29 protein-coding genes are annotated in these 21,636 nt (G+C 38.1%); 9 read left to right on the top strand and 20 right to left on the bottom strand.

The genetic code is table 11. The features are described 5' to 3' along the window. Positions 1-7 precede the first annotated feature (7 nt). Positions 8-334 carry a hypothetical protein gene (locus tag BK585_RS08890; protein WP_078553102.1) on the top strand — a complete coding sequence of 109 codons (327 nt, stop codon included), beginning with the start codon at positions 8-10 and terminating at the stop codon, positions 332-334. A 64-nt stretch (positions 335-398) separates the two neighbouring features. Here the strand turns inward: BK585_RS08890 and BK585_RS23980 are convergent, their stop codons facing one another. Further along, the gene (locus tag BK585_RS23980) at positions 399-536 is read right to left on the bottom strand and encodes a hypothetical protein (protein WP_170885523.1); all 138 of its coding nucleotides are present in this window, start codon (positions 534-536) and stop codon (positions 399-401) included. 169 nt (positions 537-705) lie between these two features. Here BK585_RS23980 and BK585_RS08885 point away from each other — a divergent pair, with 169 nt between their 5' ends. Genes BK585_RS08885 through BK585_RS08875 form a run of 3 tightly spaced genes read left to right on the top strand, consistent with a single transcriptional unit; the run spans position 706 to position 2,225 of the window. Further along, entirely contained in the window at positions 706-1,254 is a 549-nt protein-coding gene (locus tag BK585_RS08885; RefSeq protein WP_078553101.1) for a PadR family transcriptional regulator, read from the top strand. 13 nt (positions 1,255-1,267) lie between these two features. Beyond that, a complete protein-coding gene (locus tag BK585_RS08880; RefSeq protein ID WP_078553100.1) occupies positions 1,268-1,741 on the top strand; it encodes a DUF4188 domain-containing protein in 474 nt (157 codons plus the stop codon). Positions 1,742-1,760: 19 nt separating this feature from the next. Then, positions 1,761-2,225 (top strand): DUF2306 domain-containing protein, encoded by a 465-nt coding sequence (locus tag BK585_RS08875; protein ID WP_078553099.1) that lies wholly within the window; start codon positions 1,761-1,763, stop codon positions 2,223-2,225. A gap of 2 nt (positions 2,226-2,227) precedes the next feature. Here the strand turns inward: BK585_RS08875 and BK585_RS08870 are convergent, their stop codons facing one another. Both BK585_RS08870 and BK585_RS23975 read right to left on the bottom strand, forming a co-directional pair. Beyond that, positions 2,228-3,424 carry a M50 family metallopeptidase gene (locus BK585_RS08870; protein ID WP_078553098.1) on the bottom strand — a complete coding sequence of 399 codons (1,197 nt, stop codon included), beginning with the start codon at positions 3,422-3,424 and terminating at the stop codon, positions 2,228-2,230. A 96-nt stretch (positions 3,425-3,520) separates the two neighbouring features. Then, positions 3,521-3,676, bottom strand: a complete 156-nt coding sequence (locus BK585_RS23975) for a hypothetical protein (RefSeq protein WP_170885522.1) — start codon at positions 3,674-3,676, stop codon at positions 3,521-3,523. Between the two features lie 214 nt (positions 3,677-3,890). Between BK585_RS23975 and BK585_RS23970 the strand changes: the two genes are divergently transcribed. After that, complete coding sequence (locus tag BK585_RS23970) at positions 3,891-4,034, top strand: hypothetical protein (protein ID WP_170885521.1); 144 nt, start codon at positions 3,891-3,893, stop codon at positions 4,032-4,034. A gap of 93 nt (positions 4,035-4,127) precedes the next feature. Further along, positions 4,128-4,625, top strand: coding sequence for a CBO0543 family protein (locus BK585_RS08865; protein ID WP_170885520.1), 498 nt, complete (start codon positions 4,128-4,130; stop codon positions 4,623-4,625). A 223-nt stretch (positions 4,626-4,848) separates the two neighbouring features. Here BK585_RS08865 and BK585_RS23965 read toward each other — a convergent pair whose 3' ends face one another. From BK585_RS23965 to asnB, 4 genes are all read right to left on the bottom strand, one after another. Beyond that, positions 4,849-5,172, bottom strand: a complete 324-nt coding sequence (locus BK585_RS23965) for a hypothetical protein (RefSeq protein ID WP_078553096.1) — start codon at positions 5,170-5,172, stop codon at positions 4,849-4,851. 136 nt (positions 5,173-5,308) lie between these two features. Continuing rightward, positions 5,309-6,061: a hypothetical protein gene (locus BK585_RS08855; protein WP_078553095.1), complete on the bottom strand. Its 753-nt coding sequence runs from the start codon at positions 6,059-6,061 to the stop codon at positions 5,309-5,311. 357 nt (positions 6,062-6,418) lie between these two features. Further along, complete coding sequence (locus BK585_RS08850) at positions 6,419-6,790, bottom strand: hypothetical protein (protein ID WP_078553094.1); 372 nt, start codon at positions 6,788-6,790, stop codon at positions 6,419-6,421. A 462-nt stretch (positions 6,791-7,252) separates the two neighbouring features. Continuing rightward, a complete protein-coding gene (gene asnB, locus BK585_RS08845; RefSeq protein ID WP_078553093.1) occupies positions 7,253-9,097 on the bottom strand; it encodes an asparagine synthase (glutamine-hydrolyzing) in 1,845 nt (614 codons plus the stop codon). A gap of 236 nt (positions 9,098-9,333) precedes the next feature. Here asnB and BK585_RS08840 point away from each other — a divergent pair, with 236 nt between their 5' ends. Beyond that, positions 9,334-9,513: an H-type small acid-soluble spore protein gene (locus BK585_RS08840; protein WP_078553092.1), complete on the top strand. Its 180-nt coding sequence runs from the start codon at positions 9,334-9,336 to the stop codon at positions 9,511-9,513. 343 nt (positions 9,514-9,856) lie between these two features. On the opposite strand, the gene BK585_RS08835 is transcribed toward BK585_RS08840, so the two are convergent. Further along, a complete protein-coding gene (locus BK585_RS08835) occupies positions 9,857-10,318 on the bottom strand; it encodes a DUF4871 domain-containing protein (protein ID WP_245805803.1) in 462 nt (153 codons plus the stop codon). A 70-nt stretch (positions 10,319-10,388) separates the two neighbouring features. After that, the gene (locus tag BK585_RS08830) at positions 10,389-10,853 is read right to left on the bottom strand and encodes a low molecular weight protein-tyrosine-phosphatase (protein ID WP_078553091.1); all 465 of its coding nucleotides are present in this window, start codon (positions 10,851-10,853) and stop codon (positions 10,389-10,391) included. A gap of 235 nt (positions 10,854-11,088) precedes the next feature. Between BK585_RS08830 and BK585_RS08825 the strand changes: the two genes are divergently transcribed. Beyond that, positions 11,089-11,619, top strand: a complete 531-nt coding sequence (locus tag BK585_RS08825; protein WP_078553090.1) for a DoxX family protein — start codon at positions 11,089-11,091, stop codon at positions 11,617-11,619. 33 nt (positions 11,620-11,652) lie between these two features. On the opposite strand, the gene BK585_RS08820 is transcribed toward BK585_RS08825, so the two are convergent. From BK585_RS08820 to BK585_RS08805, 5 genes are all read right to left on the bottom strand, one after another. Then, complete coding sequence (locus BK585_RS08820) at positions 11,653-12,285, bottom strand: polysaccharide deacetylase family protein (protein ID WP_170885519.1); 633 nt, start codon at positions 12,283-12,285, stop codon at positions 11,653-11,655. A 29-nt stretch (positions 12,286-12,314) separates the two neighbouring features. Continuing rightward, positions 12,315-12,590: a hypothetical protein gene (locus BK585_RS23685; protein WP_139367529.1), complete on the bottom strand. Its 276-nt coding sequence runs from the start codon at positions 12,588-12,590 to the stop codon at positions 12,315-12,317. 233 nt (positions 12,591-12,823) lie between these two features. Then, positions 12,824-13,111 (bottom strand): hypothetical protein, encoded by a 288-nt coding sequence (locus BK585_RS08815; protein ID WP_170885518.1) that lies wholly within the window; start codon positions 13,109-13,111, stop codon positions 12,824-12,826. Positions 13,112-13,285: 174 nt separating this feature from the next. Further along, positions 13,286-13,624, bottom strand: a complete 339-nt coding sequence (locus tag BK585_RS08810; protein ID WP_078553087.1) for a YolD-like family protein — start codon at positions 13,622-13,624, stop codon at positions 13,286-13,288. 12 nt (positions 13,625-13,636) lie between these two features. Then, a complete protein-coding gene (locus BK585_RS08805) occupies positions 13,637-14,887 on the bottom strand; it encodes a Y-family DNA polymerase (RefSeq protein WP_078556714.1) in 1,251 nt (416 codons plus the stop codon). Positions 14,888-15,064: 177 nt separating this feature from the next. Between BK585_RS08805 and BK585_RS08800 the strand changes: the two genes are divergently transcribed. Next, a complete protein-coding gene (locus BK585_RS08800) occupies positions 15,065-15,820 on the top strand; it encodes a MerR family transcriptional regulator (protein ID WP_078553086.1) in 756 nt (251 codons plus the stop codon). A 45-nt stretch (positions 15,821-15,865) separates the two neighbouring features. Here BK585_RS08800 and nadE read toward each other — a convergent pair whose 3' ends face one another. From nadE to BK585_RS08770, 6 genes are all read right to left on the bottom strand, one after another. Beyond that, positions 15,866-16,693 carry an ammonia-dependent NAD(+) synthetase gene (nadE, locus tag BK585_RS08795; protein WP_078553085.1) on the bottom strand — a complete coding sequence of 276 codons (828 nt, stop codon included), beginning with the start codon at positions 16,691-16,693 and terminating at the stop codon, positions 15,866-15,868. Between the two features lie 2 nt (positions 16,694-16,695). Further along, on the bottom strand, positions 16,696-17,343 hold the full coding sequence (gene nadD / locus BK585_RS08790) for a nicotinate (nicotinamide) nucleotide adenylyltransferase (RefSeq protein ID WP_078553084.1): 648 nt from the start codon (positions 17,341-17,343) through the stop codon (positions 16,696-16,698). Positions 17,344-17,380: 37 nt separating this feature from the next. Then, entirely contained in the window at positions 17,381-18,472 is a 1,092-nt protein-coding gene (locus BK585_RS08785) for a nicotinate phosphoribosyltransferase (RefSeq protein ID WP_078553083.1), read from the bottom strand. Between the two features lie 38 nt (positions 18,473-18,510). After that, positions 18,511-19,053, bottom strand: coding sequence for a cysteine hydrolase family protein (locus BK585_RS08780; protein ID WP_078553082.1), 543 nt, complete (start codon positions 19,051-19,053; stop codon positions 18,511-18,513). A 90-nt stretch (positions 19,054-19,143) separates the two neighbouring features. After that, positions 19,144-19,791 carry an NUDIX hydrolase gene (locus tag BK585_RS08775; protein WP_342744291.1) on the bottom strand — a complete coding sequence of 216 codons (648 nt, stop codon included), beginning with the start codon at positions 19,789-19,791 and terminating at the stop codon, positions 19,144-19,146. Positions 19,792-20,131: 340 nt separating this feature from the next. Then, positions 20,132-21,541 (bottom strand): DHA2 family efflux MFS transporter permease subunit, encoded by a 1,410-nt coding sequence (locus tag BK585_RS08770; protein ID WP_078553080.1) that lies wholly within the window; start codon positions 21,539-21,541, stop codon positions 20,132-20,134. Positions 21,542-21,636: the final 95 nt, after the last annotated feature.

Raw genomic sequence — 21,636 nt, 5'->3', positions numbered from 1 at the left:
GAAAACAATGAAAATCTACGAGCCAGAACTAAAGAAAGCGCTGTTAAAGTTTGAAAAAATGAGGGTTTCATTACCTGACGAAAAATCGTCTGTGATTCATTATAAAAGTTTTATTAGAAATTTCACTAAAATAACTACTAAACATGTAACACTACCTACAACTGAAATCATGACGTTACTGAAACATGAAAAACCAACTGTCTTTTCTATTATTCGTAATGAATCATTGAATGGGTCTCTTTACTATTTTTTAACTCACATTGATTTTGATTATGCAACTGCGAAAAAGAACTTTGATGCCATACTTGAAAAAATGGATAAAAAGGTCGGATAAATATAAGGGGATTAAGAAAGTTAACGATAAACTTTCTTAATCCCCTTTTTATATCGCGCGTGTCTCATCTTTTATTTTCAAACGTCTTTGCTCTTGCTCCTTTTTCACTTGTATGTCCATCCATTGGTGTCGATTTCGCTTTTTCGTAATTGTTTTTCGCTGAATTATTTGGAGTATCATTAGTACTATTTCGTTTAAACATTTACTTTCCTCCTTTCTCGTTCCTTCTTTATTAGTACGATTTCAGTAATGCCAAACAAGATAACACTACTCCTACTATTTCCTTATTTTTTCTATTCATGTTGTAATTCACTTTATATTTGTTATTATATATCTAAATGATACATATCAAATTGATATAGGAGGCAGTTATGGCAAAAGTAAACCACACGAAGTTTGCTATTCTTGGCTTACTTACAACCGAGTGCCGTACGGGCTATGCCATCAAGCAGATGATTGATCAAAGCCTTACCCACTTTTGGAAAATTAGTTATGGCCAGATTTATCCGACATTGAAGGCACTTGTAGAAGAAGGCTTAGCAACAGTATCCGAAACCACCCAGCAAGGAAAACCTGATAAAAAAGAGTACCACATTACTGCTAAAGGTGATGAAGTACTTAAAAGTTGGCTGCATCAAGAAATCACTGACATCCCCACCGAAAAAAATGAATTGCTCCTTAAACTCTTTTTTAGTAGACATCAATTACCCGACAAAGCCATTCAACACATTAAAGAGTATCAACGTAAATATGAAGAACAGTATGAAACATACGTAGGCATTGAAGAAATGATTAACGCTACACTCTCCCATGCTCCCGATGCAAACTTTTGGTTAATTACATTAGATTACGGAAAACGAACAACTACATCAATAATTGAATGGTGTAAAGCTACGATTGAACAATTAGAAGCAAAATAAGGAGGCTATTAGGATGGGAAAAGCAATTCATACTGGGCGGTTTATGGCAAAGCCTGGTGAGGATATTGTAGTATTCATCATTGGAATGCGCATCAACAAATGGTGGGCAGTACACAAATGGTTACCTGTATTTCTGGCGATGCCAGGCATGATTCAAGAGTTGTATCGCAATCAACAACTCGGATTCCTTTCCATGGAAAGCATGATGGGTGTTCGAACAACAATGATGGTTCAGTATTGGAAATCAGTCGAACATTTAGAAGCATACGCCAAAGGACAAACACATCTGAAAGCTTGGGGAAACTTCTATGCAAAGGTAGGTAATAACTCAGCCGTTGGCATTTATCATGAAACCTATGTTATCACCCCAGGAACCTATGAATGTTTTTATGGGAATATGCCTTTGTTTGGTTTAGCACAAGCCATTGGTCAGCAAGAGGTTTCATCAAAACATCAAACAGCGAAACAAAGAATCGCATCAACATAGCGATATTGGGAGGAACACAATGTTTACCTTTTTATTACTCATTCACATCATTTCTGGTTTTCTCTGCCTTGTAACGGGTTTAATTGCCATGTGTACAAAAAAGAGAAAAGGAACGCACTCGCGTTCCGGGGAAACCTATCACTGGTCGTATGTGATTGTCTTTCTAACCTCTATTACTATGGCCATTCTTCATTGGAATGAAAGTGCATACCTTTTCTATATTGGTATTTTCTCTTACTCTATGGCTTTACTTGGATATATAGCATCAAAAAAAAGAAGTAACAATTGGTTAGCCATTCATATTGGGGGAATGCTTGGGTCCTATATTGCGATAATCACTGCCGTCTTAGTCGTCAACATTGCTAAAATTCCTCTCTTAAACGAATTACCGGTTCTACTTGTTTGGTTTTTGCCTACGATTATTGGTACACCTCTCATTTTCTCGATCGGGCAGAAATATAAACCAAGAAAAAAGGCCCTCTGACATCATAGGGCCTTTTCTTTGGGTGTCCGTTGATTTAATGCAAGCTCATCAACAAAATATCCCTCAAAGTTTTTCCATATTCCATGTGCTGGCGAATAGCAAATGTTTCTTTTATCTTGTAGGAACTCTGAATGGTCTGCTAAGCCTAATACATGCTCTGCTTGCCGCAACACATACTTACGTATCATCGTATTCGGTTTGATATCGTTTTTTATCTCATCATACAATTCAAGAGCTTTCATTTTAAAGGCTTCGTCTTCGTTTAGCCATCTTAAAATATGAGAATAGATTATTAGTGTTAACTCCGAGCTTTTTACCTTAGAGAGAGCCTTCGGATCGTCCACTATAAACTCGAGGTATTCTTTTACAACTTGAGGAAGTTCTTTTTGTCGACCTATTAAAAACTCAACAAGCAAACTATCCACAACACTAAGCGTGTAGATATGAGTGTCTTTGGTTTCCAGCTTTTTTTCAAGTTCTTCTAAGATAAGTTCCTGCAAAAACACATTCTCTCGTCTTACTCTCTCATGCTCTGATGAAAAAATCGCATATTGATATAATTGCATCGCCACAAAAAAACGGTCGTGTTTCATCATTTTATAAGCAGGGAAATCACCAATTGCTATATCATTTTTTATAAAACTTGTTCCGAGTAAAAAGAGAGTAATTAATGTTAGCGAGACTAAAAATGTAAAAAATCCAGATTGAACATAGACATTAGAGCTGAGAAGTATAATAATTATACCTGCAAAAGCACCTACAACCCATAAGATAAGCGAAGCAATTGGACCTGCAATAATCGCTTTTGCAAAGCTCGCTTGCTTCATACGAAAATCATCATCATCTTTGACACTATCTACATCCGGAACAGCAATGCCACCAATGGCTGTTACACCATTTGGTTTAAATTGAAAGCGCCAACGCCCCTGCTCCTTCATAAAAAGAAATGACGTTATAATAACTGCCCTTACCTTGATCCCATTCTTTGAAAAACTGTAGGCATGTCCAAGCTCGTGTAAAGCGACCGCCAAAAGATACGTGACTATTACAATCGGTATATTCACATAAAAAGGGAGTATCGTATATTGAGGCGGAATATCAATGGCTGATGCCCCTATTCCTATAATAAATCCGACAATAGCTCCTATTCCGATACTAATGACCCAAGTGATAAGTGTTTTCTTTTTTTGTTTATTCATAATGAACTCCTTTTGTTGAACCAGATAGATACCTTTTACCTATTCTCCATGACTTGTAATTTTCCTTTTTAAAATAACATGTAAAGATTTGTACTTTCAAGATAAAAAATATAATATGACAATGAGTAAAAATAATAACATACTTACAGTCCCAATCAAAAAGGCATTGTCCAAAAGGATATTTACTACAGTGATAATTAGCAAAAACGAAGCCCCGATAATCGGTAATAAACTTTTTATTCTTCTTCTCAAGGTATCTCTCCTCATCACTAGCAATATATCGATTATTTTAATATAAATACTATAATTGGTATATATTTATAATTTAGATTGAGTAGTTTTGCATTAAAAAACTGTGTCCCTCTCAATGCATTTGCTACTCTTAGTCAAACTAAGAGTTTTTTTCCACATACTAATTTAATTTTTGGAAATGCTAACACTATTCTTTATTAAGGGGGGCAAAAACATGTTTCCAGACTATAAAGCAAAGCTTGTTAGTATACTTTGGTTGGGAGTAGGAAGTGCAATCTTAACTACCATCTTTAGCTCATTCATTATTGCATACATAATCAAGATAAATAAAAAAGTTGACCAATTATATAGAGGCTAGGGGGCCATTCCTAGCTTATCATTTCTTTTGCACATCACAGGACCCCTTATTCCAATACATTCATAAGGGAAACCTTACACAAAGGTGATTATTATGATGAATAAATTCGAGAAAAAAGTACTTCTGATTTCTGCCATTTCTGCAGTTCTCCTCACGCCATTATCCTTTATAGGAAAAGACTATAAAAAGTGGATTATGTGTTTTTTAATTAATTCCTACACCAATGTGTTTGTTGCACCAGCATTAGCAACGAATGGTTATTTAAGATATCCCGTTAGACTATTTCCAAAAATTTATAAGAGTAGCATTATATACGATTATTTTATTTGTTCTTTAATTACAACCTGGTACTGTAGATTTACGTTACATGACAACTGGCACAACGCTATCTGGAAAGTATTATTCTTTGCGGCTCCTCAAGCAATACTCGAACTTTGGTTTGAAAGGAATACGAAACTAATCAAATACAATAGAGGCTGGACAGGCTTTCATTCTTTCGTTACCATTGCCTTAGCAAAATACGTAATAAGATTGTTTATTGTCTACTTAGATAAGTTCGAGCAAAAACAAGATGATATCCACAAAACTTAAAAAAAGCGCCTCCTCAGGCGCTTCTTCTTGTCTTTATGCTTTTATCTCACATTGTACGTCTCCATGCAGTGGTCCACTTGGATAAAGATAAAGTGGGCAATAAGGTGCGGACCTGTCATGAGTTGCCCGAACCATGAGTTATATTACAGTTAAAATTTTTCCTTCAACATACGTGGACATTAACAATTTGGCTAAATTTTTTAAATGAATTATAGAATTATAGTCAATCTTTTTTTCCAATAGTTGTAGCCAATGCTAAAAATATATATGGGTATGTTAACAAAATTAATTCAAGGAAGCCATAACTAGAATATATTAACTGGTCAGTTGCGTGACCATCTTGATAGTATCCTCTTTGAACCATATATATACCAACAAGTAAATAAATGATAATTGAGAGACATTGTAAACCAATTCCTATTATACTTAACTTCACTTTAAAAAAACTAATGCCTAATAAGGGTATATAGATGAGTCCTAGAAATAACAATAAGAAGAAAATGTAAATTGGATCGTAAAAATATACGCTAGAACTATCTAAATTCAACTTGAATAACCTCCTAATTACTTTGAGTTACAATTATTTTTGATACTAGTATACGCGTCTTAACATACGTCAACCTTAACAGGATCAGGCGCGTCGTATCTTCCATAAGCACTAAATCTATCATTTTGGATATCTATCAAGATACTAATTTTTTCTTCCTTTTAATTAGAAAACCAACAAGTAATAAGATAATCCCTATGAGTAATGTACCAAACGGGAAAGCTATAGGGAATAGTAACGACAGATATCCGGACATGTATTGATTGTGGTATCCAATAGTATGAGGGACTACATTCCCCTCATTAAGTAGATGTGTTTGTAAAGCATCTCGTTCGGTCAAGTTAAAAGATGTATTACCTATATTTCCTTCACTATCCAAAGTAATCATCGTATAGTCTAATTCCTCTATCGGGACCCATCCTTCTAAATCACCATTTGGCTTTGCTTTTAGAAACTCCTTTGTTTTTTTCAGGAGCACAACGAATTGAGTGTCGTTATTTTTTTTATCACCTAAAAGTAAAAAAGCAACTTCTCCAAAGTATCTACTTAAACCAGAATAATAACCAGTCCTTATAGGATGGTCTTTTAGTGTCTCTATTTCCTTTCCATTTATTTTTAATGTTACGTCTGCGATCCCAATATAATTATCAAACAGATCTTTATAAATCACACTCTCTTTTAACTCTTCTTCAATTTCTATAATATTCCCCCTAAAAGAATAGATCGTTGAATCAGTAAAATCATCCCCACCATTTATACTAGTAATAGTATACTTGTCACTAATATTTTTGATAGTATACAGCTCTAGCATAATTCCTGAACTTATTGGCAGAGAAGCTACTATAAAAATTGATCCTACTAAAAAAAATAATATTCTTGCTACCTTCATATCTTCCCCCTATGTTTACAAATACATTTTTTTGATGAAATAGTTCTCTATACCTAAAGATACCATAAAATAGAAAATATATCCTTCTCTATTAGCAAGAATCTTAATTACGTGTTGGTTTGGTATCTTCTTTGTTTATGAAGCACAAAAAAAACGCCTCCACAGACGCTTTTTTATCTTTATGCTTTTATCTCCACATTGTACGTCTTCATCCAGTGATCCATTTGGATAAAGTGGGCGATTAATTGTGGGCCTGTCATCAGCTGCCCGAACCACTCGTAAGTCCACAATATAAAGTGTACAAGTATTGTACAAAATGTTATATCTCAGCATTAAATGTTTAACACCTTTTGGAATCTAGAATTCTTTTCCCTTTAGTTTATTTAAAACAGAATAAACGATTAAAGTGAAAATTTGGGTACCAACTAGAATAACACACAACAGTGCCAACATTACTCCTCGTATATTAAATCCTCGTGGTTCCTCTGGTGGTTGATTAAATAATACAAACAAAATTCCGGGCACTAGTGAGAGCATTAGCCAATAAACAATAGTATTTTTATAAAAGTACCAAACATGAAAACCGACATAACTAACAGCTAATACGGATATTACATAAAATTGTGGTAATGCATCATGAAAGAATATTGTACCTTCTAAGTTTATCCCAAGCCAATAGTAAACAAATAATATTAAGACCGCTCCAACTACAGATTTAATTTGCTTCACTTCCTTCCCCTATCTTAAAGTACAAAGGAGCATTTAGCCCCTTTGTTTAAACTTATTTCACATTAATAAATTGAGTTCCTGTGAAATAATTTCCATTATGAAGTTGACCATCAATTGAAACCAAGACTTGTGAGCCATCTTCTAGGATTGACAGCACCTCATTTCGATGATTCTTAACATATATATTCTAATAAATGTAATTTTCTCCTCCTTTTCTACTATTTTTTATTTTGTCTAATCTAGCATAATATTTACATTATTATTAAATAACTATAGTTGAATCGCTTTAACATATTTAAATAAATTCACATAACTAATCGTCATACGAACTTGATTCTTAGCTATGCACGCTCTTTTTTTCAATAACTAACATTCAAAGGAGTTAAATCCACACGAATAGATAAACCCAATCCTCACTTTCGAAGCACAAAAAAAGCGCCCCTCAGGCGCTTTTTCTTATCTTTATGCTTTTATCTCCACATTGTACGTCTTCATCCAGTGGTCCATTTGAATAAAATGCGCGATGAGTTGTGGGCCTGTCATCAGCTGCCCGAACCATGGTGTTTTAAAAGATGATCCGCCGGATTCCGTGATTTCAGTTAGCTTTTGCTTTGAGACGATGTCAAACAGTGGGGAGTCTGATTTTAGAATCTTCGTCATCTCAGCTTTTACGGCTTCTGTATAATATGGGTTGTGGGTTTTTGGGTATGGGCTCTTTTTACGATATAAGACTTCGTTTGGTAAAATGCCTTCTAAGGCTTTTCGTAAGATCCCTTTTTCTCGGCCTTCTAATTGTTTCATTTCCCACGGGATATTCCAGACATACTCGACTAATCGGTGGTCCGCAAATGGAACTCGGACTTCAAGACTAGCAGCCATACTCATTCTGTCTTTTCGGTCAAGTAGAGTTGTCATAAACCAGATAATATTCAAGTATGAGATTTCTCTGCGACGTGCTTCTTCTGAATTATCTTCTTCAAATCGTGGTGTTTCTTCAATTGTTTCACGGTAACGGTCGTGAACATATCGTTGAAGATCTAATTTCGTTTTCCACTTATCATTAAGCAACGCTTCTCTTTCTTCAATTGAGCGCATCCACGGAAAACCATCCAGATTCATCACTTCCGGTTTATGAAACCAAGGATATCCCCCGAAGATTTCATCTGCACATTCGCCAGACAGCCCAACCGTTACATCGCTTTTGATTTGCTCACAGAACCAAAGTAAGCTTGAATCAATATCAGCCATTCCCGGTAAATCCCGAGCTTCTACAGCCTTTTTTAAGTAGCCTGCAAGATTCTCCATCGATATCACATGATTTTGGTGAACCGTACCGAATTCGTCCGCCATCTTTTTAATCCATGGACCATCTGAATTAGGTTGAAAATCATTGGCTTTAAAGTATTTATCATTATCTGCATAGTCCACGGAATAGGTTCGTAACGTTCCACGTCCGCTCTGTTCAAATACATGCGACGCTAAGGCCGTTAATGCACTAGAATCTACTCCTCCAGATAAAAACGTACCGACTGGAACATCCGCGACGAGCTGGCGTTCGACCGTATCCGTTAATAAATAGCGCACATGGTCTGCTGTTTCCTCGACACTATCTGTATGTTTCTTGCTTTTTAAGCTCCAATAGCGACTGATTTTTGCTCCGTTGCGATCATAAAGCATCACATGTCCCGGACGTAATTCTTGAATATCACGGAAAACACCGTTACCTGGAGAACGAGATGGTCCTAACCCAAGCACTTCGGATAGCCCTGTTTCATCAACAATCGGTTGTACTGAGTCATGAGCCAGCAATGCTTTCATTTCTGAAGCAAATAACAAGCGTCCATTTTGAATGGAGTAAAACAACGGTTTTACTCCAAGACGGTCTCGTGCCATCATCATGCTTTGGTCATGGTCGCTCCAAATCGCAAATGCAAAAATTCCATTTAGCTTTTCTAAGCAATGGAATCCCCATTCAATGTAAGAAGTAAGTAAAACCTCCGTATCAGAATGCCCCTTGAACGTATGCCCTCGTTGGAGAAGCTCTTTTCGCAAATCTTCTGTATTGTATAACTCCCCATTGTAAACGATTGTATACGAGCGATTTTCACTCGTCTTCGTCATTGGCTGAATACCACCTTCAGGGTCAACAACGACCAAACGCGTATGTCCGAATGCCGCATGCTGCGTGCTCCACACATTGCTATCATCTGGACCTCGAAGCGATAATGTTTTTGCCATTTTCTTAATGGTGTCTTGCCCACCACGTAAATCACGCTTCCAATCAATCCAGCCGGTAATTCCACACATATATCTCAACCCCTTAGGATAAATTATAACTCCGGTTGGGTTCCTACCCATAACCCATCATATTCAGTAATTTATGTGCTTGTGACTATTTTTTTAGGTAAGCGCCTTCATACACAAGCTTCTATAACACTTAGAGATAGCGGAAATAGGTTTGTCTTGAATAGACGAATGATAACAGATAGAGATGTGAATAATGAGGATGAAAACGACGATTTTAAGAAAAGGGAGGGAATACGATGAATGTTCAACGCGCTCAAGAAATTATTGAATCACCGCAAGAAATCAATGTTCAATATAACGGGACTCCGGTCTGGATTCAGCATGTCAATGAAGATGAAGCTACTGCCCGTGTGTTTAAAGCCAATAGTCCAGAAGATGAAATGACCGTTCCAGTTGACCAATTACTTGAATCATAATAATTTCAAGTAGACACTCGTGTCCTTCATAGTGTTGTTTATGAAGGGCATGCAATATTTTATTATCTCTAAAGGACAGGAGATTCCTTATTTTACGTTTTTTTTCATTTTATTTTTTGTAACGGACACCAATGACCCTATTTTAATGAAAACAGTCTATTTTCACCTTTTTCTATGATAATAAGGTCTTCTGTGTCCGATACATTTAAAATCATCCGCTTTTAGAGGAAATAGAGGCATCTGCGTCCGTTAAGAATAGATTCCTCTTCTTGTTATCTCTCCTTTGAAATTGAATGAAAAAACACCCCTATCCGCTAACGAATAGGAGTGTTACCACTGCTTCTTATTCCGTATGTACTCTTACAAAAATAGTGCCGAATAACTCCTCATCAATAAAGGCATCTAATTTCCACATGCCTTCTTTTGGAAGCGACATGCTCGACGGCATGCTTTGGTCTGCGCCATTTAATGATCCACCTTCTTTCAACCTACCACGAAGAACTGTTATTTCTTCCCCGCTTGTTTCGTGGATTGCAGTCACTAAAAGGTTTCCAGTAACCTCTTCTTCACTTCCCCAAAAGTGCCACATATAACTCTGAACTTTATTAGGATAAAACCTACTTACCATATCATCATCATAGATAAACCCTATTGTTCCTTCTTCGCCAATCATCGTGTAGCTCCCTGACTCAAATAAAGAACTTTCCTTCCAGCCTTCGTCTTCCATACTTTCCGTTGACGTACAACCCGTAAACACGATAACAAATAGGAACAACAACGCAAATCTCAATATTCTTCTTTTCAATTTCCACTCCCTCCTCCTCTATAAAACGTCTCATTTCCCTGCATTGTTTCAGGATGAGGTACTTTTTTTCTTATAATGATTTTTTAATATAGTCTAGTAGGTTATCACAGCTAGCATTTACAAGCTCATATACTTCTTCAAAATTACCTGTGTAATACGGATCGGGTACATCAGCTATGTCACTTTCAGGTAAGAAATCCAACAAGCGTGCGATTTCTCCTGTTTTTTGATGACCTGCCATTGAGCGTAGCACACCTATGTTTTCTGCATCCATTGCAATAATATAATCAAACGATTGTAAATCTTCTTGGATCACTTGGCGCGCCTTCATTCCACTATAACTGACTTGATAGTCATCTAAAATGCTTCTTGTCCCCTCATGTGGTGGCTTGCCTACATGCCAGTTGCCTGTTCCTGCTGAATCAATCGTTATCGTATCACTTAACCCTTGTTCCGCTACTTTTTTCCTAAAAATCGCTTCTGCCATTGGTGACCGACAGATGTTCCCTAAGCAAACAAATAACACTCGTTTCATCGTTATATCCCCTTTCTTTTCTACTAAAAGCTTACCGTATTCTCTCCTATGCGGCAATTTCATTTATCGATTTTGACTAAAATGTGTCTGGCTTTCTCACATTTTCTGTGACAAAGCCTTGAACAGCGTAGCCAAAAACGATGAATGTATATACAATAAAAATATAAAGAGAATGTGAAACGGTTCACAAGCTCTTTGTGAAAAGAATCACAAAAAAATAAGAGGAGTGATTTTCATGTTTGGAGCATTTTTAAGAGAAAACAAATACGCAGCAATTATTCTAACTTTCTTACGACTTTATCTTGGGTGGGCATGGCTCTCTGCTGGATGGGGAAAAGCATTTGGTGACTTTCATGCAGGTGGATATTTACAAGGTGCTGTAGCCAATCCGGTGTTACACATGGAGCAAATGGTGTATCCGACTTTCGTTAGCTTCCTTGAGACTTTTGCGATTCCGTATGCGGGAGTGTTTAGTTTCTTAGTCGCATGGGGAGAAGTCCTAGTTGGTCTAGGTTTAATCCTTGGAGTGTTTACAAGTGCAGCCGCATTCTTCGGTGTTGTCATGAACTTCAGCTTTATGTTTGCAGGAACAATTTCTACTAATCCTTGGATGGTTCTTATCAGCATGTTTATCTTAGCTGCAGGAGCAAACGCAGGCCGCATTGGAGGCGACCGTTACGTTCTTCCTTACCTTAGAACAAAGTTCAACTTAACTAAATTCAACAACCCTAAACCAAAAAACAATGTTCCACCGCTTGCTAGCTAATTCCCTGTTGAGGGCAACTGTCTATGACACCAATCAGTTGCCCTCGGAGGATGTTTCTTCCACAGAGTAATAAACCCCGTTCCCATTTTCTCTATCCTGTTCAAAGCCAAAAAGCTCACTTACTGTGACAAATTCATAGTCTTGGTTTGACAACTCTTCTAAAATGATTGCTGCTGCTTCTGCTGTGCTTTCATACATATCGTGAAGTAAGATAACTGACCCATCTTTCACATTAGTAAGAGCTTCTTTGACAGTAGCATCTCTATCTTGTACGGCCCAATCTCTTGAATCAACAGACCACATAATACTCGGAAGTGTCAGTGCTTCAACTACCTTTTCATTGATTGCCCCATATGGTGCACGAAAGACAATCGGTTGATAACCTATAACTTCTTCTAATACAGCTTGAGTATCCTCGACTTGTTGTTTCACTTCATCAGCTGTTAGAAACGTAAGATCTGGATGATTCCATGTATGGTTGGCAATCTCACTTCCACCATTCATCGCTCTTTTCAAAATGTCAACGTGTTCACGGCAACGATTTCCCAATACAAAAAAGGTCGCTTTTGCTCCTCTTTTTTCTAACTCATCTAAAATAGAAACGGTCACTGTTTTATGAGGACCATCATCAAACGTTAATGCTACTCGTTTTCGCTTTTCTTCCACACGTAACTCCTCCTTTTCACCTTGTACCATTATCCTACATACATAAGATACACTAAACAACATAGTAATGTTAAGCATAACACCATACTAATTACACTTTTCACCATAGCAAACCAGTCTTTACCCGTGAAACATCCTAAAATGACGATTAAAAAAACAACAACTGTCACATAAAACACAAGATAAAGAGGGGACAATCCTGTTAAGTCTTTGATAAGTGCTTGTACGCTAGAAAATGTAATCAATATGAATGCTGCCCAGCACATAAACGTCAAATAGTAAGAACAATTTGTAATGACTCTCACATGCTCCACACCCCTGTAATTAGGCTTCTTATATCCTATGCGCTAGCAATGTATATCATTATATTACTAATAAGAAAAACAGCAAAGCCGGAGGGCGCTGGGAAAGTTCGGTTTTTAACTTTTACCATGCCCTCTTTATTAGAAGCACTGCACAGCGAGCGGCGCCAGTGCCCTTCATTGAATTCAAGAAAAAGAGCGAAAAGGTCATATTCCTTTTCACTCCATTTCCTTGTTTATATAAAAATATCTCGGTGTTGCTGTTTTACTTTAGCTAAAATGGCATCAATGGAAGGGTAATCCTCTCCGATCGTATAGCTTTCAATCGGTCGTAACGAATGATGCTCATCGCCATGTAACACTTTCACAACCTCTTCGATTTCAATCTCACTCATGTGAAAATCTTTTCCGCGGAACATCGCATCGCTATTTTCGTACTTTCCATAAATTACGTAGAACTCCGGCTTCGTTTCTCCAACAAAGTATTGTTTGGTTTCTACTAAATCTTGAACGATCACGTTCAATTCACTTCCTATTCTTTTTTTATTTTACTACTTGATTCTTTCACTGTTAGTATACAAGATTTGTTGTTAGATTTCTTAGGCATTCATGTGAACTTTTCAACAAAAACATAAACACCTAATCCTGCCTATTTCTAATAAAAAAAGGATTCCCTATTCTACGTAATTTATTCCCTCTTACAATGAATCATGCACTCTTACATCAACAATATACTCAATCGCCAGAAGATGCTTTTCCTCAAAGTAATCAACAATATGAAGTCTTTTTCTCATTTCATCAAAATAATGAACCTTCCCAACCAAGCAATGGTAATCATAGTTTTCATAATATGTGAATGCCAGCCACTCATTGTCTACCATCGCTTCACAAATGGTATCATTCATTTCCATAAGCTTTTGTTCATCAAGCTCCGGCTTGCCCTTACGTGTCTGTTCTTCCTTCAACTCACGGAGCAATTCCACATGCTCTGGCAACATCATTGCCGTCCATTTGATATTTCCTCTATCTCGAATCATTTCTCCACCGCCTTATGCTTTATGTCCTCCTAGTAACGTTGAACGATGACGAGCGGTTCCCGCTTTTGTATAGGAGACCGCTCGAAGCAATGCATTCGAACCATACTTTTCACGAATGGCATCCATCACATAACTCAAGTCTTTTTGCTTGGGTTTATTCGGTTCAAATAAACTTAGCTGTTGGACAGAATCGTCATGTACATTAGATAGGGTAATTGAGATTTGCCGCACAATTTCTCCGCGATAGTGCCTCGCCAATAATCGCAAGCATGCTTTATAAACATCCATCGTCAAATTGGTTGGTTCATCTACCGATAAAGAGCGGTAAAAGCCCCCTCCCATCTGTTCCTGACTATAGCCAAGACCTAGGCTAATCGTTCTTCCTGCCTTCTTCGCTCGTCTTGCCCGGCGTGCGACCTCTTCACACATTTCAAGGATGACACACTTTATCTCTTCTTCTTTTTCATAATCTCTTAGTAAAATTTGTCCTTTCGCAAAGCTCACCTGTCCTTGCATAATTGGAGCTCCAAGGTCTGATAAATCAATCCCCCAGGCATGGTAATAAAGTTGATTGCCCATCACTCCAAATTCTTTTTCAAGCTTCTTCAAATCAAAAGCTGCCAAGTGCCCGACCGTACGAATTCCAAAGCGGTTCAGCCTCCGTTCCAATCGTGACCCGATCCCCCACATTTCTCGCAGTGGGAGTGGCCACAGCTTTTCTTTAATATCTGTAAACCCCCACTCGGCCACACCATGCTTTTTCGCCTCAATATCAAGACAGAGCTTGGACATGAGCATGTTCGGTCCAATGCCAATCGAGCACGTTAACCCGAACTCGCGGAGCATGTCGTTACGAATTTTGTGAGCAAGCGCAATACCGTCTCCCCACAACTTCTCCGTTCCGTCTGCCTGCAAAAAGCTTTCATCAACGCTATACACGTGAATCGCCTCAAACGGCACATACCTGTTAAAAAACCGAGTTAATTGCGTAGAAATATCTAAATAGATTCCCATTTGGGCATTAACGATCTGAATGCGTGGATCATTTGGAATTTCAAAAAGTCGGCTACCGGTTTTAATACCGAACTCCTTTTTCAGCTTAGGGGTGGCCGCTAACACCACACTCCCTGAGCGAGTCGTATCCGCGACAACCGCTAAATAGCAGTCAAGCGGGTCAAGCCCTAGCGCTAACGCCGAACAGCTCGCATAAAAGCTTTTCATATCGACACATAGAATTGTTCGTTGTTTCATTTGCTCAAACATATCTGCTGGATGCACAGTTCTCCCACCTTTAGGAACTTATGTTCGTATTATATGTTTTATTATATGCGAATATACGTTCGATTTCAATTTGAAAAAAATAGAATATTTTTTTTGAAATACCTCTTTACATTCTCGTTACGTAAAGGTGTATAGTTTGATTTAACAGGAGGTGATGATGTGAAATATACGATTCAAAAACTCGCAAATTTAGCGGGAGTTAGCTCACGAACACTTCGCTATTATGATGAGATTGGCTTATTAAAACCCGCATCAATGACATCCTCTGGCTACAGGATGTATGGTGATCATGAAGTCAATCAATTACAGCACATCTTATTTTACCGAGAGCTTGGTGTGAGCTTAGAAGACATTAAGAACATCCTAACCGACCCGTCATTTGATAGCCTACAAGCCTTAAAAGAACACCGTAATAAACTAGTAGCCAAACAAGAACAGCTCGATCAACTGCTTACAAACGTGGAAAAAACAATAGCCCAACACGAAAGGAGAATTCCCATGTCTGACAATGAAAAATTTGAAGGCTTTAAAGAAAAGTGGATTGAAGAAAATGAAAGAAAGTATGGCAAGGAAATTCGTACGACTTACGGAGACACTCAAATTGATACGTCCAATGCAAAAATAAGGGAAATGACAGCTGAACAACATGCCCGAGTTCAACAATTGGAACGTGACATCCTCTCAACGCTTCATGAAGCGGTAGCAACAGGAGATCCTACAAGTCCACTTGCTCAAAAAACAGTCGAGCTACACCGTGAGTGGCTCAGTTACTATTGGAGTTCTTACACAAAAGAAGCTCATGCAGGTCTTGCTCAACTGTATGTTAATGATGAACGATTCACTGAGTATTATGATAGAGAACAGCCTGGAGCAACAGCGTTTTTACGAGATGCGATTGTTCATTATACGAAGTAACCGTCACCCCCACACTCCTCACTCTTTGAGGGGTGTGGGGTAGGTTCACTTCCACCAATCATCATACATACTAATCGGTTGGTATCTTTTATGCCTTGTTTTTACATATAAGGCTTCGATCTGATTTTTGCTCGTTTCAGCAAGGGGCTTTCCCTCTAAATAATCATCAATATCCTGATAGGTCACACCCAAAGCTTCTTCATCTGGTAATTGTGGTTTATCATCTTCTAGGTCTGCCGTTGGCGTTTTTAGATAAAGAGATTTTGGGCACCCTAACACTTGTAGTAATTCCTTTCCTTGTCTTTTGTTTAAACCAAATAACGGAATAAGGTCACAAGCACCATCTCCAAATTTCGTAAAAAAACCTGTAACTGCTTCTGCACTGTGGTCAGTCCCAATCACAACTCCAGAGCATGCTCCTGCTATGCTATATTGAACTTTCATCCGTTCCCTGGCTTTTTCATTTCCGATCAGGAAATCAGACAAACGAATACCTGCTTTCTTCATCGATTCAACACTTATATCAACAGCTGGTTTAATGTTGACTTCAAACACTTTGGAAGGTTGGACAAAAGATAAAGCAGTCTGACAATCTCCTTCGTCTTTTTGCACACCATAAGGCAAGCGAACAGCAATGAATTGGTATGATATATCGTTTTGTTCTGCGTTTAATTCGTTAATGGCGAGTTGAGCCAACTTACCCGCTAGCGTAGAATCTTGTCCTCCAGAAATCCCCAATACGAAAGCTTTGATAACGGGGTGTGCACGAAGAAATGCTTTCATAAAGTCAACTCGTGCTCTAATCTCCTCTTCAGGGTTCACTCTCCGTTTAACTCGGAGAATTGTTCTAATATGATTTTGTAACTTATCCATTCTCAGTCCTCCTTACTATATAGTTGATGCAACTTAATATAGTGATAGCATTTGCTCGGTAAGAGATACCTAGGTTCACCACCTTTTGCAAATTCATCGCGAATATAGGAAGAACTGATTTCCATTGATAAGCCTTTATCAATAAGGTGGAAGCGCGTCCCGTCATCATGATTACGAAGTAACGGACTTTGTCCAATCACCTTCAACATATCAATTCCATCCCTAGCCATGACAATGAACTTGTTCAAAGCAATGAGTTGCTCTCTGTGCTTCCACCTTTTATGAACAGGCACCTCTTGGTTGTCGATATCTCGTAGAATGTCTGCACCCATCATAAAGTAGACGTCATCCTCTGGGTATTTTTCTTTGAAATATTCCATTGTAAAAAAAGTATATTGTTTGGCGGTTCCAGCTCTTTTGCTACTCTCATAATCATCAACTTCAAACATTGGATTGTCTTCAATCGCAAGTTTCACCATATTCATACGATGCTCATTTTCCGTTTTCATTTCTTTATCCGTTCGATTATTAGCGCAAGGTACAAATATCACTTTATCTAACCTCGCTCGATGAGCAATCGTCGACGCCGTCCAAAGATGAACGTTGGTGATAGGGTCAAATGAAGAACCGTAAATTCCAATTTTGCCCATAACCTCTCCCCTTTTCTTTGTAAACTATTGTTTCTGTTTATAGATTAACAAGTTCTAAGCGAGGGTTCGGATTTAATTTCCGGCCCTTTTTCGCAGCATGCTTTCCATCTAATAAGACGTTATCCCCCGTAAATCCGATGTTTACTTTAAGCAAACTGCCTCCCACACCATACACATCAACTGGCGCACCCGCTTCTTCAAATTCCTTCACACGTTCTGGTGTAAATCCACCACTAACAACAATTTGAACATGGTTAAGTCCTTCATTGTCAAGCGCCTCACGAAGTGCTTTAACTAAGTGAATGTTTACTCCTCTTGGGTCAAAGTCTCCCAATATCTCTTCGTTTCGAATAAAATATTTATCAATCATAGTTCGAGCTGTATCAATCCGAACGCCCTTTAGTCTTTTTCCAAACGCTTTACCTACTTTAATAGAATCGACAATAACATCATTGTTGTAGTCCGTTAAGGCAATTAAGTCATCATGCGGGAACGTTTCTAAGTAGGCACGAGAAGCTTCCACAATATCTCCATCAAACAACTGAATGAGCGCATGAGGCATTGTACCAAGTCCTTTATCTCCCCACCATTCATTCATCGCATGGGTTGCTTGAGCACTCATGCCACCAATAAATGCGGCATAACCGTCTCCTACTTGATTGCTGAAATGATCATCACGGTCTCCCATAAAAATAACTCTTTTATTTTCGGCTGCTGTAACGACTTTATAGACGTTTGTTGCAACACTTGTGCGCCGAGCTAAAATCCCGTCAATCACGCCTTCTAAAAAACCAAATTGGTGGTACGCTCCTTTTATCGTAAGGACCGTTTCAAATGGCGTAATGTGGTCTCCATCTTGTAACGCATAAACTTCAAGAGATTCAGGAGCGACTGCAAAAGTTTGAAGCAGTGCAATGGCCTCATCAATTCCACAAAGAACCGCATGATCTCTTTGAAAAAATTGCATAGTCACAACTTTGTCTTCCTTGTATTTTTTTGCGATTTCCCTCGTCTTTAAAAAATAAACCGCAGAATACCAGCCATCTCCAACTCTATCGTCAAACTTAAACGTTTCGTTCGTTAATCGGTTTATTTTCCCTTCTACCTTTAATTCAATTTCTTTTGCCATTGTTATCTCCTCCGTTTTTGATTTTTTTAGACCCTTACTTACAAAATTGTTCCGTTTAGAACGTCCCTTATATGCTGTAATGCAAATTGATGCCCTGCCTCATTGAAGCTAGCTACTGCGTCCGTATACACTGTTACTTTATAACCGTGGTTATAGGCATCGATTGCTGTGTGTAATACACAAATGTCTGTGCACACACCTACTAGCTCAATCTCTGTAATGTTTCGTTCTCTTAATTTTATATCTAAGTTCGTTCCCGCAAAGGCACTATACCTCGTTTTATCGATCCAACAAATCTGGTCACTTGCTTTTATCGTGTTATATACGTGCGCTAACTCCCCGTATAATTCTCTTCCATTCGTTCCACGTAAGTTATGCGGTGGAAATAGAGTTGTTTCTGGATGAAAGAAATCCGCATGTTCATGTAAATCAATCGCAAATACAATAAAGTCTCCATTTTCATATGCTCGTTTGGTTATCGTAACAATTTCTTTTTCGACTTGAAGTGCTGGCTGCCCTACAGGTAAGGCTCCGTTTACAAAATCATTTGTGTAATCAATGTTGACTAATGCTTTTTTCATTATATTCCACACTCCTTTTATAATTATCAATTATCAAATTGTTAATTAATTAGTATATACGTTTTGGAAGATTGAACATCTTCCAAATGATTAACGATAAATGGTATTGACGATTTCGGTATGATTGAACCGATAAAGTCTAGTTGGTCGTTTAGAATTCTTAGTAGGTATGGTCGTTTTAGCTTCTCCTGTTGCCGTTGTCACCAACTCAATAAATGGCAATGTAGGTGCTTTTCGAAAGAAGGATGATTTCGTCCCAAGAACGGAAACTGGCGCAACAGACAATAGTACATCTCGTAAGTCTGATAAAATAAACTCAGTAGGTAAAAAATTTTGGGCTACAGTCGTTTCAAGCATATCTCTTTTGATGTACTCCAACGCATCCTTAATAATCGTTTCATGGTCAAATGCTAAATCTAGCTGAAATACTTCATCAATCGAAAAGAGTTTGACCTCTTTAGCGTCATCTGAAGCTTCTCGGTTTTGTAACGCCTGTTCTTGCACAATTGCATAATGGGCATTTGAAATAATCCAACCTCTTGGGTCTCTTCCTTCCTTGTCATATACACCAAAGTGTTTAACATGAATGTTAGATACCTTTGTTTCTTCTTCTAATTCTCGAACCGCGGCTTCATATCCTGTTTCATCTGGGTCAATAAACCCACCTGGTAACGCCCATTTATTCCCCTCGATGTTGGGATTTCCCTCAGAATCTTGATCATCTCTTTTAATGAGCATCAATTTGAGGACTCTCGTTGTGGTTTGTTCGCTATCGTTTATCGTGTCGTCTTTTACAACTGTAAATATGGCAATGTCACTCGTGTAGCCATCAGGTGTTCGATATTTGCTTGAATCATATTCTTTTAAAAACTCTTGTTCACTTTTGGATGTCAGCGGGAGCCCCTCCTTTCACAAACAAATTAATTAATCAATTAATTAACAAATTGATAATTGTTAATAATAACTATACTCGCTTTTTCTAAAATACGCAAGACCATTTTCCATTTTTTATAGAAGTTTTTTAAAAAGGCAGGAACAAGAGTAAAAAACCTTTTGTTCCTGCCTCGTCGTAGAAATACTATTGTCTTTCCACTTCTTTATTTGCTTTTGGCTTATATTTGATAATAAATGAAAGCAGCAAGCTTCCTAATGAAAGAACAGCAACAACAATAAATGCCATATTGGCTCCATATATGTCTGGAAACGAAACATCCGGTCGCTGTTCTGCATTCATTTCACTTGTTGTCATCACCGTAACCAAAATGGCTGTGCCGACTGAGGCCGCCACCATTTTCATCGTATTGTCCATCGCCGCTCCGTGCGGAATAAGACGTTTTGGTAGTTGATTTAAAGCTGCAGTCGCAACCGGCATTAGTACCATTGATAAACCAAACATACGCACCGCATACATTACCGTAATGTACGTAAAAGAAGTAGATGGTGTTAAATTAATATAGGCAAAGGATGAGAGTGTCATAATTGTAAGCCCTGTAATGACTAGCCATTTCGCCCCAATTTTATCAAAAATCCTTCCTGTAATCGGCGACATAACTCCCATTACGAGCGCGCCTGGAAGCAAGGCTAGCCCTGCCTCAAAAGCAGTGAACTCACGCATATTTTGCATGTACAAAGGGAGTAGGGTTTCCACACCAATTAACGTCATAAAGCCAACCATTCCGATCATTACTGCAAAAGGAAAAATAGAATACGTAAACACTCTAAACTCTAACATTGGATGTTCAAGTTTAAATTGTCTTGTGACAAAAAGAATAATGGCTATCACTCCAACTAAGAGCGACACAATCGTAATTGGGTCAAGCCAGCCGTAATTCCCAGCACTTGTGAAGCCATACAGAAGTCCCCCAAATCCAAAGGAAGAAAAAATAATAGATACGACATCCACCCTCGGCTTTGTCACTTCGGTTACATTTTTCAAGACAAAGAACGCAATGATAATATCAATAATAGCAATTGGTAAAATAATAAAGAATAAAAGCCTCCACGAATAATTGGCGGTCACCCACCCTGAAAGCGCTGGTCCAATAGCTGGAGCAAAAGAAATTACTAATCCGATTAATCCCATGGCTGCTCCTCGCTTATTCACAGGAAATATCATTAAGAACACGGTTGTCATTAGCGGAAGCATGACCCCTGCACCCATCGATTGAATGACTCTCCCTACGAGTAACACTTCAAAATTAGGAGCAAGACCTGCAACCAATGTACCAAAGGCAAAAATACTCATAGCGGATATGAAAAGCTGCCTTGTCGTAAACCGTTCCAACAAAAATGCACTAACCGGTATCATAATCCCGTTGACAAGCATAAACACGGTCGTGAGCCACTGGGCACTATTTGCGGTAATATTCATTTCATGCATGATTGGTGGAATCGCTGTAATCATTAACGTTTGATTTAAAATCGCAATAAAAGATCCTGCGAGCAAAAGGGTTACTATCGTAGCGCGATTGTATGTAGGTGTGTCCATGTTGAGTCTCTCCTTTTTCTATCTAAATCTCTCCTGCTTACATTACACCGAACTGGAAGAATAGTCTAACTATCTGTTCCAAAAAGAACAGTAGA

Source organism: Bacillus alkalicellulosilyticus, from assembly GCF_002019795.1.
Classification (GTDB): Bacteria; Bacillota; Bacilli; order Bacillales; family Bacillaceae_F; genus Bacillus_AO; species Bacillus_AO alkalicellulosilyticum.
The sequence above is the reverse complement of the archived record's forward strand: the minus strand, read 5'-3'. Positions and strand labels throughout refer to the sequence as shown.